Here is a 17,407-nt window from a genome sequence, read left to right on the forward strand (position 1 = left end):
ATGGTGGGATTGCATGAATGGCCACTAATGTTCTTTACTGTTATCGGTCAAAGTGTTGCGGGCGCCTTTATTATTATGGGATGTGCCATCCTTTCGGGTAAGTTTTCTCCTGAAATGAACCGAAAAGTACATTACAGCATGTTTGGTCTTTGGGCGTTAATGGGGATCGGTTTTCTATTATCCATGATGCATATGGGAACGCCATTACGCGCATTTAACTCATTGCTTCGTTTGGGACATTCTTCATTAAGTAATGAGATTGCCAGCGGTTCCATTTTCTTTGCACTGGGAGGTATTTACTGGTTATTGGCTGTACTTAATAAAATGCCAGCTACATTAGGTAAATTATGGGTCACATTGGTAATTATATTAGCCGCATTATTTATTACAGCGATCTCTCGCGTATACCAAATTGATACCGTTCCAACGTGGTATAACAACTACACCACATTTAATTTTGTGCTGACAGCCTTTATCGGTGGCCCTATTTTAGCGGCACTTTTAATGCGCATTGCAGGTTTTAATTTAAACTGTGTTAGTGCATTGCCATTACTCAGTGTTATCGCCATTATCGTTAGCGCCATTGTGGCAACATCACAAGGCTTTGAATTAGGATCTATACAAACTTCTGTACAAAAAGCCGTCGATTTAGTCCCTAACTATGGTACTTTAATGGGAATAAAATTAGTGGCTTTAGCTTTAGGCTTAAGTTGCTGGATTGCACCGCTTCTGCGTAAAAATAACCCTTCAGTTGCGTTATTAGCGTTGGGCTTTATTTTAGTGTTTGTCGGTGAATTTATAGGGCGCGGTGTGTTCTATGGTTTACACATGACTGTCGGCATGGCGGTTGTTGGTTAATTAAAGGCTCACCCTTTAAACCGTTGTAATAGTAAAAAGCACACACTTTTTATCTGTTACGGCGGTTTTCTTTTTATAATGCGGTATCACTCTTTTTTAATCTTCGTCATTATGTTTAGATAGAAAATCGCATATAGTAAAGACAATAAATCTAAGCGGATTATAAAAATATTATGGAACAACAACTTATTACTGACATTTCTCTTACCGCCCGTATTTTAGGTGCAGCGTTTTATTATGCACCCACTGAAAAAAGTGACATTGTCGAACTGCTGTCGAGTCAAAAGTGGGTTGAAGAATGGCCTTATGGCAATGAGGAGGAAAAGCAACGTATTGCAACGCTACTTTCACAAACCTCATTTAATGAAGAAACTTTAGCACAAGCTTATCAGCGTTTATTTGTTGGCCCTTACGCACTTCCTGCTCCACCTTGGGGCTCTGTTTACCTTGATCATGAAAATGTATTGTTTGGTAATTCCACATTAGATCTACGCGAGTGGATGCTAGAAAACGGTATTGATATTGCGTTAACTCAAAATGAGCCTGAAGATCACTTTGGTTTAGTGGTGATGATGGTCGCATGGGTTGCAGAAACACGTCCTGAAAAATTAAATGAGCTATTAGCTGAACACCTTCTACCATGGGCTTATCGTTATTTAGAAAAGTTATCTTTGCAAGGGGCATTCCCTTATTACGAAGGTTTAGCCATGCTGGCAACATTAACGCTCAAAAGCTGGCAATTGCAGTTAAATATTACCCCTGCTGAAAAACAATTATTTTGTTGATTTACAATTGACAGTAAAAATGTGAAGCCCTAAAGGCGAAAGAAATTCTCGCTTTTAGGGCTTTGATATATAAAAAGTTAACGTTCTTAAGATTGTTTCGACCAAAACTGATAAAGCCTAGGTTGTGTTTCATCTTCGGTTTTTATCTGTGTAAATTGAAGGCCTTCTTGTTGCTCTGGTTCCTTTCTTAATACTTTAGCAATACTGGCGGTCGATAGTCCGTAAGGCTCTGCATCCTCATTAGAATAGGCATAAAAAATTTTAGAGATCCCCGCCATACGCATTGCGGCAAGACACATTGGGCAAGGTTGCCCACTAGCATAAACAATACAATCATCTAATTTTGTTCGCCCTAATACTTTGCCGGCTTCCCGTAATGCTAATAATTCAGCATGGGCAGTGGGATCATTTGTCGTTATTATTTGATTAACGGCACTTGCAATCACTTGACCATTATTCACAATGACCGCTCCAAATGGTCTTCCCCCTACTTTCACATTATCCATTGCAAGCGATATGGCTTGTTGTATAAATTCATTATCTGACATTATTTTGCCCCCGCTTGTTCAAGTATATTAACGATGTTTGTATAGCCTTTATCTTTAGCTAAAGTTAATGGTGTGTGGCCAGAGCCATCGGCGAGGTTAACGTTAGCTCCACCTTCAATAAGTAAAGTCACAATATCTTCATATTTTTGGCTACCATCACCCAAGATAATGGCTTCAATAAGCGCAGTCCAACCTAAACGATTAATATGATTAACATCCACACCAGCATCAATCAATGTTTTTACAGTCTTTACATGGCCTCGCTCAGAGGCAGGGATTAATGCCGTTCCACCATAACGATTAACACTTTTAAGAGAGGCTCCATGTGATAAGGTTAATTCTAAAATTTCCTGTAGCCCTCTCGCTCCCGAGTAAAGATAAGGTGAATCATGAATCGCGTCACGGGCATTAACATCAGCGCCTTTTTCTATCAGATATTTTGCGACATCAATTTGATTAGCATGTGTGGCCGCCATTAAGGGTGTGCGTAATTTTAGATCACGTTGTTCAATATTTGCACCTTGTTCTATCTGACGTTTTAATTCAGATAAATTTCCCTCTTGTGCCAATGTAACTAAGTATGCTTTATCAGAATTTGCCATCGCTTTAACCATAAAGATAGATGAAATCATTAACAGGCTTAAGAAGTATAAAAACCATTTAGCCTTTAGATAGAGAGTATTCATTCAATATCTCCTAGAAAGTGCTAATTTCCACTCATTTAATTAGCATACTCTTTGAACTCACCCTCATATCTAACAAAGGCGTGACATTATTTCAACAAATCAAGGGGTAATAAACCATCTATTAAGTCATTTTTATACTTTTTTTACACTTCCCATATCTCTTTTATCAACATCTTTACAGACCTTTAAGTACGCTCACTCAATCTAAATAGTAAAAGGAATGTTCTGATGTTGATATTCGGTGCTGTGATATTAGTTGTTTTGCTCACTGCTTATCTAGTTTATGTGTTATTTCACGCAGAGGCATTTTAAAAATGGCAACTATGATTTTGATATATCTTGCTGTTTTTCTGATTACGCTATTTGTAATGGGAAAAATGCTCGGGCATTATTTGGCTCGCCTAATTGAAGGTGATTTACCTCATTGGGTTACTCAAACTGAACATGTCATTTGGCGTTGCTGTGGTTTTAAACCCGCAGGTAAAGCCATTCAGTCTATGAGTTGGTATCACTATATGCTTGCTCTACTTATTTTTAATTTAATGGGCGCAATTTTATTATTTATCATACTGCTTAACCAAGGTTATTTACCCTTAAATCCGCAATTTGCCCCTAATATGAATTGGGATTTAGCGCTAAATACTACCATTAGCTTTATTACAAATACTAACTGGCAAGCTTATAGTGGTGAAACTGCCGTCAGCTATTTGAGTCAAATGACAGGACTTGCTGTACAAAACTTTTTATCCGCTACAACAGGTATTGCTGTCGCTTTTGTTTTAATTAGAGCGTTAACTCAATCTTCTTGTACCTCATTAGGAAATGCTTGGGTTGATATTGGTCGCATTACATTATATGTATTACTGCCTTTAGCGATTATTTGGTCGCTGTTATTTGTCAGTCAAGGCGTTATACAAAACTTTCATCCTGCAATATTAAGTCAAGGTCTTGATGGGCAACAGCAATGGTTACCCATGGGCCCCGTAGCCTCTCAAGAAGCAATAAAGTTATTAGGCACGAATGGCGGTGGCTATTTTGCGGCAAATTCGGCTCATCCTTATGAAAATCCAACTTCATTCAGCAACTTCTTACAAATACTTGCTATCTTTCTGATCCCCACCGCATTGTGTTTTGCCTTTGGTCGCTTAAGCGGAACAGCGCGCCAAGGTTACACCTTACTTTGGGCCATGACGCTGATTTTCATTGTTGCCGTTGGTGTTATTACTTGGGCTGAATGGCAAGGAAATCCAGAGTTTATATTCGCTGGCACTGACAGTTCACTGAATTTAGAAGGAAAAGAAACACGATTTGGCATAATCGGTAGCGCCATTTTTGTTGCTGTCACAACGGCGGCTTCTTGTGGTGCTGTCAATGCAATGCATGATTCATTAACAGCATTAGGTGGCATGGTGCCTATGTGGTTAATGCAAACGGGAGAAGTGGTATTTGGCGGAGTCGGTTCAGGGTTTTACGGCATGATCCTCTACGTCTTATTAGCCGTATTTATTGCGGGATTAATGGTTGGTCGTGCACCTGAATACCTTGGCAAAAAAATAGGCGTTTCGGAGATGAAATGGGTCGCCATTGCCATTTTAATTTCCCCTACCGTTGTTTTATTAGGTACAGCTCTCGCTTTATTTACGGATGTTGGCCGTGAAGCAATTTTAAATCCAGGTCCTCATGGTTTTAGTGAAGTGTTATATGCTTTTACTTCTGCTGCTAATAATAACGGTAGCGCTTTTGCGGGACTCAATGTCAATTCACCTTTTTATAATCTGTCATTAGGTATCGCAATGCTCGTTGGTCGCTTTGGTGTCATGTTACCTGTTTTAGCTATTGCAGGAAGTTTAGCCGTAAAAAAACGTCAGCCTGAAAGCTTAGCGACACTTTCTACCACTTCACCACTGTTTATTTTGTTATTGATCCTCTCCGTATTAATGATTGGCGCACTTACTTTTGTTCCAGCATTAGCGCTGGGCCCAATTGCTGAACATTTACAGTTATTTTGGGCAAAATAAGGATACGTATCATGAAAACAACGCAACTTTTTGATAGAAAAACAATAATATCAGCTTTCTTAGATGCGATAAAAAAATGTACGCCTCAAGCGCAATGGCGTAACCCTGTTATGTTTATTGTTTATGTGGGTGCACTCATAACAAGCGGAATTTGGTTTGCCTCGCTGTTAGGATATCTCCCTGATGATAACCACTTCACTTTCCAAGTGATGTTTTGGTTATGGATAACACTGTTATTCGCCAATTTTGCTGAATCATTGGCAGAAAGTAGAAGCAAAGCACAAGCAGCAAGCTTACGTGGAGCAAAACAACTCTCTAAAGCAATACGTTTGCATCATGCCGATATTCACGCTCCTCAAGAAAGCATTGATTCACTCTTATTACAGCAAGGTGATATTGTTTTAGTAAATGCAGGTGAAATTATTCCTTGTGATGGTGAAGTCATTGAAGGGGGAGCTTCTGTTGATGAAAGCGCAATTACGGGTGAATCAGCTCCAGTGATCCGCGAGTCGGGTGGTGATTTTTCTTCTGTCACAGGCGGTACAAGAGTGTTATCAGATTGGTTGATTATTCGTTGCACCGCAGAAGCGGGTAATTCATTTCTTGATCGCATGATTGGAATGGTTGAAGGAGCAAAACGCAGAAAAACACCAAATGAAGTAGCTTTAACTATCTTATTAACAGCACTGACACTTATTTTCTTATTAGCTTGTATCACCCTTTATCCGTTCAGTGTTTTTGCTGTCGAGTTTCAAGGACATGGCGACGTTATTTCAATTGTAACCTTAATTGCTTTATTGGTATGCCTTATTCCCACAACGATTGGTGGTTTACTTTCATCAATTGGTGTCGCAGGTATGAGCCGTATGCTAGATGCGAATGTTATCGCAACCAGTGGTCGTGCAGTAGAAGCTGCTGGCGATGTGGATGTTTTACTGCTTGATAAAACAGGCACCATTACCTTAGGTAATCGCCAAGCATCCCGCTTCATCCCCCTTTCAGGGATCAGCGAAAAACAACTTGCTGATGCTGCTCAGTTAAGCTCTCTTGCAGATGAAACACCTGAAGGTCGCAGTATTGTGATCCTCGCTAAACAACGTTTTAATTTACGTGAACGCGATTTAACATCAATGGGAGCCTCTTTTATTCCTTTTTCTGCAATGACACGAATGAGTGGCGTCAATATTGGAGAGCGATTGATCCGCAAAGGCTCGGTTGATGCGATTCGCCGTCATATTGAAGTCAGCCATGGTCATTTTCCTGATGAAGTCACGACTCTCGTTGAACAAGTAGCAAGAGCAGGAGGAACACCGCTGGTGGTCGTTGAAAATCAACATATTCTCGGTGTTGTTGAACTTAAAGATATAGTGAAAGGTGGCATTAAAGAACGTTTCGCCCAACTTCGTCAAATGGGTATAAAAACCGTCATGATCACGGGTGATAATCATCTTACAGCGGCAGCTATCGCTGCTGAATCTGGTGTGGATGATTTCCTAGCTGAAGCAACACCTGAAGCAAAATTAGCGTTGATTCGACAATATCAATCCGAGGGGCGATTAGTTGCGATGACAGGCGACGGAACTAATGATGCTCCCGCATTAGCCCAAGCCGATGTAGCAGTTGCAATGAATTCAGGAACACAGGCTGCCAAAGAAGCTGGAAATATGGTCGATTTAGACTCTAACCCAACAAAATTAATTGAAGTTGTGCATATCGGCAAACAAATGTTGATGACACGCGGAGCTTTAACCACATTTAGTATTTCCAATGATATTGCTAAATACTTTGCCATTATTCCCGCAGCCTTTGCTGTCACTTACCCTCAACTTAATATGCTGAATGTAATGCACTTACATTCCCCATCATCAGCAATGCTATCTGCGGTTATTTTTAATGCCTTAATTATTGTTTTCTTGATCCCACTCGCTCTTAAAGGTGTGAATTATCGCCCTGTATCAGCACACGCATTACTTCGTCGTAATCTTTCTTTATACGGGATCAGTGGATTATTAGTGCCTTTTATAGGGATTAAAATGATCGATATGATTTTAGCGTTCATTGGGCTTTAAGGAGTTATATATGCATCTATTTCGTTCATCATTAGTGATGTTATTATTACTCACACTAATAACAGGACTCGCCTATCCTTTGCTAGTTACTGGATTAGCCAATCTTATTTTTCCATGGCAGGCGAATGGATCACTTGTTTACCAAGAGAATAAACTTATTGGCTCAGAATTAATTGGGCAACAATTTACTCGTAATGATTATTTTAAAAGTCGTCCATCGATGACATCAGAAATGCCGTACAACAGTTTAGCATCAGGGGCAAGCCAACTAGCTCCCTCAAATCCATTACTCCTTAATGAAATAACTAAACGTATTCAAACATGGCAAAAAGTAGTTAATAATCAAAATACGATTCCTGTTGATTTAGTCACGGCATCAGGAAGTGGACTTGATCCTCATATTTCATTAAAAGCAGCCTATTACCAATCTGAAAATATTGCACATTTTCGTCAACTCACTAAAAATGAAATTGAGCAATTAATAAAAGATCATACAACATTTCCTCTAATGTCATTTATGGGTGAACCTGTTGTGAACGTATTTATGCTGAATCAAGCACTGGATAAATTAAGTGCTGAAAAACAACAGAAAGTGAGTACTCAATAGAATGGAACACGATGAACAATGGCAACGCCCTTCTCCTGATGATCTACTTGCTTCAACGCGAACCACCACTCGTGGGCGTTTGAAAATATTTTTTGGGGCTTGTGCTGGCGTAGGGAAAACCTACGCCATGTTGCAAGAAGCTCAGCGCCTCCTCCAACAAGGTATCGATATTCTTGTGGGGGTTGTTGAAACACATCAACGACAAGAAACTGCAGCATTATTAAGTGGATTGCCTGTATTACCACCACAGCGTATTCATTATCATGGTAGAAAATTAACAGCGTTTGATTTAGATGCTGCTTTAGCAAGACACCCTGCGGTGATCTTAATGGATGAATTGGCATTTAGTAACCCCCATAAATGCCGACATCCTAAACGTTGGCAGGATATTGAAGAATTATTGGACGCGGGTATTGATGTACTTGCTACGATAAATGTACAACATATTGAAAGTCTTAATGATATTGTTGGTAGTATCACTGGTATTCGTGTCCAAGAAACAATTCCGGATTATATTTTTGATAGTGCAGATGAAGTAGTAATGGTGGATCTCCCACCTGATGATTTACAACAACGATTAAACGAAGGCAAAGTGTATCTTGCAGGGCAAGCCGAGCGTGCAATAGAACATTTTTTTCGCAAAGGCAATTTAATTGCTTTACGTGAATTAGCCTTACGCCGTATGGCTGATCGTGTGGATACACAAGTTAAAGAATTCCGTGATAGCCAAGGAACAGCTCCCGTTTGGCACACAACAGATAGTTTGATGGTTTGCCTTGGTGCACATGGTGGCAATGATAAATTAGTTCGTACAGCGGCGCGTTATGCCGCTACTTTTGGTTGCCAATGGCATGCCATTTATGTTGAAACGCCTAAACTTCATCAAATTGGTGAGCATAAGCGTCGAGCAATTTTACATTCATTAAAACTGGCTCAGCATCTTGGTGCAAGAACTGCAATCCTTTCTGACAATCATGCAGAAAAAGCCGTGATCCGTTATGCCAGAGAGCATAATTTAGGGAAAGTAATTATTGGTCAACGTGCTTATCAAAAGTGGCAATGGTTAAAGCGTTGGATACGTATGCGTTTTTCTGAAAAGTTAGCGCGATACGCACCCGATCTCCATGTTATCAGCGTTGCGCTTAATGATGAGGAGCTCCGTTATAAAACCAAAGCACCACAACTCCAAAATGATAAATGGCGACAAAATCTGAAAGGTTATCTTACTGCCATTGGATTATGCTTAGTAATAACCTTATTTTCTCGTACTTTTCTATTAGCGCTTGATAAGGCTAATTTAGTTACCCTTTATTTATTGGGTGTCGTGTTAATTGCACTTTTTTTTGGCCGTCGCCCTTCCATTTTTGCAGCGCTAATTAATGTCATTAGCTTTGATCTATTTTTTGTACAGCCTCATTTTTCTCTGGCTGTCTTAGATATGCAGTATTTAGTTACATTTACAGTGATGCTTATTGTCGGGCTAGTGGTAGGTAATTTAACCGCAGGCATGCGTTATCAAACTCGTGTTGCACGTTATCGAGAACAACGCACTCGACATTTATTTGAAATGACCAGAGAACTTAGTCGAGCAGTGACTTTACAAGAAATAGCTCATACAAGTTATCATTTTTTATCAAGTGCATTTGATGCCAAAGTCTGCTTACTTATTCCCAATAAAAAAGAAGAGTTAACACCTTTTTATGCTCAAGGAATGGGCCATTTACCTATTGATAATGCAATTGCACGCTGGTGTTATGACAAAGATCAAGTTGCAGGCGCGGGTACTGACACGCTTCCTAGCGTCCCTTATCAATTACACCCTATCACCGCATCTCAACAAGTCTTAGCTATTTTAGCCATTGAGCCTAATAATCTTCGTCAGCTACTTATTCCTGAACAACAACAGTTATTACAAACGTTTAATGGACTGATTGCCAATGCTCTTGAGCGATTACAACAAGCTGAAATGGCTGAACAATCACGGATTAATATAGAACGAGAACAATTACGAAATGCACTGTTAGCCGCTCTTTCTCACGATTTAAAAACACCACTTACGGTACTTTTTGGGCAATCTGAGATCTTACTTCTTGATTTAAGTGCCGAGGGTTCTTCACATACTGAACAAGTGAACCAAATTCGACAACAGATCCTTACAACCTCGCGTTTAGTAAATAATTTACTTGATATGGCGCGTATTCAATCAGGTGGAATTCAAGTAAATTTACAATGGAATTCACTGCAAGAGATTGCTGGAAGTGCAGTTCGCTCACTTTCATATTTACTAGATAAACACCCATTACAAATTGATATTTCGGCCAACCTATTGCTTTATTGTGATAGCAATTTAATTGAACGTGTAATCACTAATTTACTTGAAAATGCGGTTAAATACACGGCATCAAACACAGAGCTAGGTATAAAAGCCTACACAGAAGAAACAAAAATTCATGTTGAAGTATGGGATGAAGGTAAAGGTATTCCCCGTGATCAGTTACAGCTTATTTTTAATAAATTTTCACGAGCAGTGAAAGAATCTGCAATTCCTGGCGTAGGATTAGGTTTAGCAATTTGTAGTGCAATTATTCGGTTACATGAAGGTGAAATTTGGGCTGAAAATAACAAAAAAGGTGGAGCAAGCTTCCACTTTGTTTTACCTTTAAAGCAACTCCCTGATATTGACGAGATTGAAATAAAACAGTGACACCATATAACATTTTAATTATTGAAGATGAAAAAGAGATTTTACGTTTCATTCGACTCGCTTTAGAGAATGAAGGATTTCGTGTTTATGAAGCTTCTGAATGTCAACGAGGATTAATAGAAGCCGCATCAAGAAAACCTGATTTAGTGATCCTTGATCTTGGTTTGCCTGATAAAGATGGGATCTGTTTTATTCAAGATTTTCGCCAATGGAGTAGCACGCCTGTTATCGTCCTTTCAGCACGAGATTCAGAACAAGATAAAGTAAACGCACTTGATGCTGGAGCCGATGATTATCTGACTAAGCCCTTTGGCATTAGTGAACTCCTTGCTAGAGTAAGAGCATCACTGCGCCGCTTCGTTAAACAAGAAACAGAAAGCACACAATTTATCTTTGGCGATATTACTATCGATTGGATTAATCGTGTTGTCACTCGTCAAAATACGCTGGTTCATTTAACACCAACAGAATTTCGCTTACTCAGTGAACTGGTTAATAACAGTGGTAAAGTACTTACTCAACGGCATTTAATGCAACATGTTTGGGGGCCTAATTTTGTCGAACATAGCCATTATTTACGTATTTATATGGGGCATCTGCGTCAAAAATTGGAAGTAGATCCCGCATGCCCTATACACTTCATAACAGAAACAGGGATTGGTTATCGATTTATGCCTTAATATCCTCACCAATTTCAATATATTCCACATCATTAACAGTCAGATATTCAATGTCTTTATTTTTTTAGATAATAGAAAGTCATTAAATTTTCATTATGATACATGCATACCTCCCCAAATAAATTGCCCCAATCATTTCCCGTTAAGTGCAATAAACTTGATCATATCAACAGTATTTTTATTCCATAATAACAGGGGCTTACGACTAAAAGGCCATAGTATGTCATCAACAAAAGTCACTTGATTTGCACATGAGCCTTGAGTGATATGAAGTAAAATTTGAGAGCCTGATATCGCTGTGAGAAGTTGAATAAAAATCATCGGTTCATTAAGTGTTGTGGTATACCAAGCATTTATAGAGTGAGGTAAATATAATTTATATCTAATTGGCTGAATATCCATTATATCTATACCAATATGTTCATCTTTATTAACATTCTTTTCTCTCATTACTGTTTTTAATATTCTTATTATTTTCATAAACTCAAATTTATTTTAAATGTTTTTAAAAAACTCAATAAAAATATATTAATTTCATTATATTGATAATGAACAAAGTTATTTACTAGTGGGTTTTACTTAATATCTTACCTTAAATATACTGTTTACCCTTATAATTATTTATTATTACAAATCAATAATTAAGCAAAAACACCAAGTAGAGATAATTAAATTAATAAAAAACCTATCCCCTTCTATATTTAATAATAGAAGTGGATAGGTTAAATTATCGATTAATATTTAAAATTGATTAGGCCATAGCCGAAATGGTTTTTCTAAAGCGTAATAAGGCTAATAAGAAAAATACAGAACCAATAACAATTAAGACAATAAATTGAGGCCACACAATAGAGAAATCAGCACCACGATATAAAATGGCCTGAGCTAAACTCACGAAATGTGTCGTTGGCATTGTTTGCATTACATCTTGTACAAACTGAGGCATACTTTCTCGTGATGTCATACCACCAGATAGCATATTTAATGGTAGTAAAACCATAATCATCAATAAACCAAATTGTGGCATTGAACGCGCCATTGTACCTAAGAAAATACCAATAGAAGTTGTCGCAAATAAGCTTAAAGCAACACCACACATAAATAGTAAAACCGAACCTTCAATAGGTACATTAAGCAAAGTTTTTACCACTAAGACTAACGACATTACCGATGCCAATAGTACAACCAATCCCATTGACCATATCTTAGAAAGCATGATTTCAAACGGAGTTACAGGCATAACCAGTAAATGTTCAATAGTTCCGTGCTCTCGCTCCCTTATTAATGCGGCTCCTGTTAATACTATTGATAACATAGTGATATTATTGATAATTGCCATCACGGAACCAAACCAAGATTGTGTTAGGTTAGGGTTAAAGCTCATTCTGACTTCTAAATCAACAGGTAATGGGTCGTTAGTTCTGTTTTTGGCTAAAAAGGTTTTAGCCTCTCCCATAACAATGTTTTGTATATAACTATTACCTAAAAAAGCTTGGCTCATACGTGTTGCATCGATATTCACTTGTATTTCCGGTTTGCGACCCGCTAAAAGATCGCGCTGAAAATTAGGTGGGATATCTAGTGCAAACGTATAAGTGCCTCTATCTAACAAACCATCTATTTGCTCAGGAGTAATATCCGCAGGTGGCAAAAAATAAGGCATATAAAAACTATTGACAATACGTGCAGATAATTGTGATTTATCCTGATCAGCAACCGCAATCGGTGCATGATGTAATGAACCTGGTGTTACTGTTGCAGATGAATAAATCGATACAGTAAAAGCAAACACAATTAATGCCAGCATTGCCTTATCACGTGAGAGACTCCGTAGCTCTTTTACACCTAAATTAAATACATTTTGTATGGTGCGCCACATTTAAACCTCCTGCTTTTTCAAGAAAAAGACACTTAGCCCAATCACAATTGGGATAGTGATAAGCAAAGGAATAAAAGACCAAGGTAAATCAAATAGGTTTAATCCTTTAGAGAAAGTCCCTCTTGCGATAGTTAAAAAGTGAGATGTGGGATAAATATGCCCTATCCATTTACCGATACCTTCCAGTGACGAAACAGGATCAATCATGCCTGAAAATTGCGTTGCTGGAATTAAGGTAATAATTGAAGTACCAAAAATAGCTGCAATCTGACTTTTCATAAAGCAAGAAATTAATAATCCCATTCCTGTTGCGATCGTAATATAAAGCAATGCCCCTAAAGAGAGCGTAAGCATACTGCCTTTAAAACTGACGCCAAATACAAACACTGAAAGCGCACAGAGCATAAAAAAGTTAAACATTCCCAATAAGATATAAGGAAATTGTTTACCTAATAAAAACTCAGCCTTGGTAACAGGTGTAACATAAAGATTAATAATAGAACCTAGCTCTTTTTCACGTACCACACTCAATGCACTTAACATCGCAGGGATCATCATTAATAAAAGTGGGATAACTGCAGGTACAATAGCAGGTAAGCTTTTTACATCAGGATTATAACGATAGCGTGTTTCGATATTAATCGGCGATAATTTATCAACTACGTTTGTTGGTTGACGCATTGCCATATCAAGCATCCATGTTAAGTGCATTGCCTGAATATAACCACGTACTGTTTCAGCTCGATTTGGCATCGCACCATCTATCCAAACGCCTATTTTTACAGTATTTCCCTTTGCAACATCACGGGCAAAGTTAGGTGGAATTTCAATTGCAACTGTAATATCACCACTACGAAGTCGACGTTCAAGTTGGTCATAATCCGTAATTGGTGCTTTTTCAATAAAATAGCGAGAGCCTGAAAGATTTTGGCTATATGCTTGGCTTAAACCCGTTTGGTCTCTATCCATAATACCAAAACGCAAATTTTCCACATCCATGCTAATCCCATATCCCATAATAAACATGAGAATAACCGTCCCTAATAACGCCAAAGTTAGACGAACAGGATCACGACGGAGTTCCATACCTTCACGAATACTATAACTCAATAAACGTCGTAAGCTAAACCGTTGTTTTAATGCTTTTTCTGCACTTTCATGGGTAGATATGGGAAGTTGAAGTGTTTTTCCATCAACGTCAGGCGTCTCTTGTTCACCAGATGCTTTCTTAAGGTAATCAATAAAGACTTCTTCAAGTGTATCAAATTGGCTATTTTTAACTAAATTCGCAGGTGTATCGGTGACTAATACTTTACCAGCATGCATCAATGACATTCGATCACAACGTGCAGCTTCATTCATAAAGTGAGTTGAAATAAAAATAGTGACGCCGTCACGTCTTGATAGATCAACCATCAAATTCCAGAACATATCACGTGCAATTGGGTCAACCCCTGAAGTCGGTTCGTCTAGAATAAGCATTTCAGGTTTATGAATAACAGCCACTGCAAGAGATAATCGTTGGCGAATACCTAATGGCAAACCATCAGGCATCATATCTTCAACATCCATTAAATTAAAACGCTCGCTCATTTCTTTCACTCTCTGAGGAATTTCTTCCTCTGGAATATGAAAAAGCTTGGCGTGTAATTCAAGATTTTGCCGTACAGTCAATTCACTATAAAGCGAAAAGGCTTGTGACATATAGCCAACACGACGACGAGTTTCGATATCTTTAGGATCAACTTCTTGGCCAAATAACCAAGCCCGCCCTTCACTCGCTTCAAGTAAACCTGTTAGCATTTTCATTGTGGTTGATTTACCACAACCATTCGATCCTAAGAAGCCAAAAATTTCGCCCTTAGGAATACGAAAGCTTACATGGTCTACTGCAACAAATTGACCAAAACGCATGGTTAGATCTTGAGCTTCAATGGCAATCACATTATCATCACTTTTATCTCTTGGAGGAATAATGACTTTTTGGTGATTCTTTTTCTTTTCTTCAGGCAATAACTCGATAAAGGCAGCTTCTAATTCATCCGTATGCGTTTGTGCTTTTAATTCATCTGAATGACCCGTTGCTAAAATTTTTCCCGCATCCATAGCAACAAGCCAATCAAAACGCTCAGCCTCTTCCATATAAGCAGTCGCAACTAACACACTCATATTTGTTTGACGTTTACGAATACGATTAATTAACTCCCAAAATTGGGCGCGAGATAAAGGGTCAACGCCCGTTGTCGGTTCATCAAGAATAAGTAATTCTGGATCATGAATTAATGCACAACATAAACCTAATTTTTGTTTCATCCCACCTGAAAGTTTACCTGCTGGCCTATCGCGAAACGGCGCTAGACCTGTACTTTCAAGTAAATCGTTTATACGTTCTGCTCGTTCTTGCTTTGATTGACCAAATAAACGACCAAAAAAATCAACATTCTCAAAAACAGACAGTGTGTGATAAAGATTTTTACCTAACCCTTGTGGCATATAAGCAATACGAGGACAAACAGCTCTACGATGTTCGACATCACTCATATCACCATTTAAAACAATGACTTGCCCAATTTGAATTTCTCTAGCTCCTGAAATAAGAGAAATTAAACTCGATTTACCTACACCATCAGGGCCGATTAAACCCACCATTTTTCCTGCTGGAATAGCCAATGTCACATCATCAAGCGCTTTGGTATCGCCATAATGTTGGGATACATGAGTCAATTCAATGATATGAGAATGACTTTGCGTTCTCATTGTTTGACTCATTGTGGTAATTTCACCTCTAAATCAGTTGGCCAAGATTGATTGTTATCTAATCGAATATAAGCACGACCTGGTAATCCTGTTTTTACATACTCAAGATGTTTTTCGAGCAGTTCTGGGGAAATTCTCGCCCTTACACGAAACATTAGTTTTAATCTTTCATTATCCGTTTCAACTGTTTTAGGCGTAAATTGGGCAACACTTGCAACATAAGTCGTTTTTGCAGGAATAACAATATGAGGAGCCGCATCCAAAATAATATGAACATCGCTACCTAAAGCGGCTTGACCTGCAGCCTCTGTGGGTAAAAAGAACGTCATATAAACATCACTCAGATCAACCATATTTAATACCCGACCGCCAGCGCCTAGGACTTCACCAGGTTCTGCAACTCGATATTGAACGCGACCATTACGTGGCGCCTTTAAAATACTGTCATCTAACTCAGCCATGATGCGCCTTTCTGTTGCTGTTGCGGCATCTACTTTTGTATTTGCTTGAATAATACCTGCCTTTGCAGATTCAATAGCCGCCACTGTTGCGGTTTCTTGCGCTTTGGCCGCTTCAACGGCCGCTCTGGCTCCTTCAGTTCTCGCGATATCATCGTCTAATTGTTGAATAGAAATAGCATTCGTTTTTACTAATGCACGAGAACGATTGAGTCTTTTTTGTGCAGCATCCAATTCGGCAATACGCTGACGAACCACTGCTTGAGCGGCGAGTTGTTCGCTGTTACGTTGTGATAATGCAGATTGAGCAGTAACAACACTGCTTTTGGCTTGATTTAATTGTGCTTGAACTTCATGAAGTTGTTCTTTCAGTGTTCGAGTGTCCATGTTAGCTAACACTTCACCCTCTTTAACAAAATCACCTTCTTGAACTAAAATAGAGTCTATTCTGCCTGGACTTTTTGTTGAGATATCAATTTCAGTTGCTTCTATTCTCCCATTACTTTGCGCAAATCCAGAAGGTAGTGTCGGTGCTTGCGATTTCCACCAAAAAATTCCCGCTACAACTACTGCGACGAGAATTATGCTGTAAACAAAAAAACGACTCTTTTTTTGATTTTTCATATAAATTATTTAACCTTCCTTTAGCCATAAAATAATACCCAAAATGTGTTTATCTGCTGTATGTCAGAAAATAGTTAAATAGTTAAAACTGATTAAATTTTTATTTTATCTATATTTAAAAATAGTTCATTTGTATTAATAAAGCTAACTCAAGCCTAATAAAAAAATAAGATATTAAAAGCTAACCTTATGAATTATAAATATTATGTTATTATAATAGAGCCTTAACTCAAATTAATGTAGTACTTTTATCACAGAATACATCATCCCTTTTTGATTATTCGAAGAAGCACACAAATTGTATATAAAAAACATCTTTTATTGCATTCAAATACAAAGGAAATAATAACAATGTGTTATCAATTACTTATCAATATTAAAACGATATTTATTTCCTTTTAAAAAATAATTAATGATTAGTTAAATGCAATATGACTCTCGATAGCAACAGGTTGTATTTATTATATAAATTAATCAAAAGCTATTTTTAAACACCTATTTTAAATATCTATAAATAATTAGTAAAAATAGCATTATTATTTTTAATATTGAATTTATTATCACTTATTTAATACATTTTTTTTGATATAAAAACACTTCTAAAATATAACTAATTGAATATTTTGTAAAATAAATCCTAAAATGAAATCACTCTATGACAGAGATCGACAAATCAAAAACAAACTCAAGTGTTCAGACCACTTATGTCTTAAACTTTTTATATAGTGATTATT

At 37.9% G+C, this 17,407-nt stretch carries 13 protein-coding genes; 7 read left to right on the forward strand and 6 right to left on the reverse strand.

The window, feature by feature from the left end; all coding sequences use genetic code 11:
* Positions 1 to 858 carry a DmsC/YnfH family molybdoenzyme membrane anchor subunit gene (locus GWJ05_RS14005; protein ID WP_036936817.1) on the forward strand — a complete coding sequence of 286 codons (858 nt, stop codon included), beginning with the start codon at positions 1 to 3 and terminating at the stop codon, positions 856 to 858.
* A gap of 173 nt (positions 859 to 1,031) precedes the next feature.
* A complete protein-coding gene (gene dmsD / locus GWJ05_RS14010) occupies positions 1,032 to 1,643 on the forward strand; it encodes a Tat proofreading chaperone DmsD (RefSeq protein WP_036936814.1) in 612 nt (203 codons plus the stop codon).
* 86 nt (positions 1,644 to 1,729) lie between these two features.
* On the opposite strand, the gene GWJ05_RS14015 is transcribed toward dmsD, so the two are convergent.
* Positions 1,730 to 2,191, reverse strand: a complete 462-nt coding sequence (locus tag GWJ05_RS14015) for a nucleoside deaminase (RefSeq protein ID WP_036936811.1) — start codon at positions 2,189 to 2,191, stop codon at positions 1,730 to 1,732.
* Positions 2,191 to 2,877 carry an ankyrin repeat domain-containing protein gene (locus tag GWJ05_RS14020; protein ID WP_036936808.1) on the reverse strand — a complete coding sequence of 229 codons (687 nt, stop codon included), beginning with the start codon at positions 2,875 to 2,877 and terminating at the stop codon, positions 2,191 to 2,193. The genes GWJ05_RS14015 and GWJ05_RS14020 overlap by 1 nt, the downstream gene beginning before the upstream one ends.
* 314 nt (positions 2,878 to 3,191) lie before the next feature.
* On the opposite strand from GWJ05_RS14020, the gene kdpA reads away from it, so the two are divergent.
* The 5 genes from kdpA to kdpE are packed head-to-tail and all read left to right on the forward strand — an operon-like array spanning position 3,192 to position 10,955.
* A complete protein-coding gene (kdpA, locus tag GWJ05_RS14025; RefSeq protein WP_036936805.1) occupies positions 3,192 to 4,895 on the forward strand; it encodes a potassium-transporting ATPase subunit KdpA in 1,704 nt (567 codons plus the stop codon).
* An 11-nt stretch (positions 4,896 to 4,906) separates the two neighbouring features.
* Positions 4,907 to 6,964, forward strand: coding sequence for a potassium-transporting ATPase subunit KdpB (gene kdpB, locus GWJ05_RS14030; protein WP_103004724.1), 2,058 nt, complete (start codon positions 4,907 to 4,909; stop codon positions 6,962 to 6,964).
* 10 nt (positions 6,965 to 6,974) lie between these two features.
* Positions 6,975 to 7,571: a potassium-transporting ATPase subunit KdpC gene (gene kdpC / locus GWJ05_RS14035; RefSeq protein WP_036936802.1), complete on the forward strand. Its 597-nt coding sequence runs from the start codon at positions 6,975 to 6,977 to the stop codon at positions 7,569 to 7,571.
* A 1-nt stretch (position 7,572) separates the two neighbouring features.
* On the forward strand, positions 7,573 to 10,275 hold the full coding sequence (gene kdpD / locus GWJ05_RS14040; RefSeq protein ID WP_115370938.1) for a two-component system sensor histidine kinase KdpD: 2,703 nt from the start codon (positions 7,573 to 7,575) through the stop codon (positions 10,273 to 10,275).
* Positions 10,272 to 10,955, forward strand: coding sequence for a two-component system response regulator KdpE (gene kdpE / locus GWJ05_RS14045; protein ID WP_036936796.1), 684 nt, complete (start codon positions 10,272 to 10,274; stop codon positions 10,953 to 10,955). Before kdpD ends, kdpE begins: the two co-directional genes overlap by 4 nt.
* 132 nt (positions 10,956 to 11,087) lie before the next feature.
* Here the strand turns inward: kdpE and GWJ05_RS14050 are convergent, their stop codons facing one another.
* The 4 genes from GWJ05_RS14050 to GWJ05_RS14065 all read right to left on the reverse strand — a co-directional run bounded on the left by GWJ05_RS14050 (position 11,088) and on the right by GWJ05_RS14065 (position 16,673).
* Entirely contained in the window at positions 11,088 to 11,435 is a 348-nt protein-coding gene (locus GWJ05_RS14050; RefSeq protein ID WP_161681456.1) for a hypothetical protein, read from the reverse strand.
* Positions 11,436 to 11,706: 271 nt separating this feature from the next.
* Positions 11,707 to 12,834 carry an ABC transporter permease gene (locus GWJ05_RS14055; protein WP_036936790.1) on the reverse strand — a complete coding sequence of 376 codons (1,128 nt, stop codon included), beginning with the start codon at positions 12,832 to 12,834 and terminating at the stop codon, positions 11,707 to 11,709.
* Positions 12,835 to 15,591, reverse strand: coding sequence for a ribosome-associated ATPase/putative transporter RbbA (gene rbbA, locus GWJ05_RS14060; RefSeq protein WP_179951935.1), 2,757 nt, complete (start codon positions 15,589 to 15,591; stop codon positions 12,835 to 12,837).
* Between the two features lie 8 nt (positions 15,592 to 15,599).
* Positions 15,600 to 16,673 (reverse strand): HlyD family secretion protein, encoded by a 1,074-nt coding sequence (locus GWJ05_RS14065; protein WP_036936787.1) that lies wholly within the window; start codon positions 16,671 to 16,673, stop codon positions 15,600 to 15,602.
* Between the last annotated feature and the right edge of the window lie 734 nt (positions 16,674 to 17,407).

The sequence above is a fragment of the Proteus sp. G2626 genome, from assembly GCF_009915985.1.
Taxonomy (GTDB): Bacteria; Pseudomonadota; Gammaproteobacteria; order Enterobacterales; family Enterobacteriaceae; genus Proteus; species Proteus vulgaris.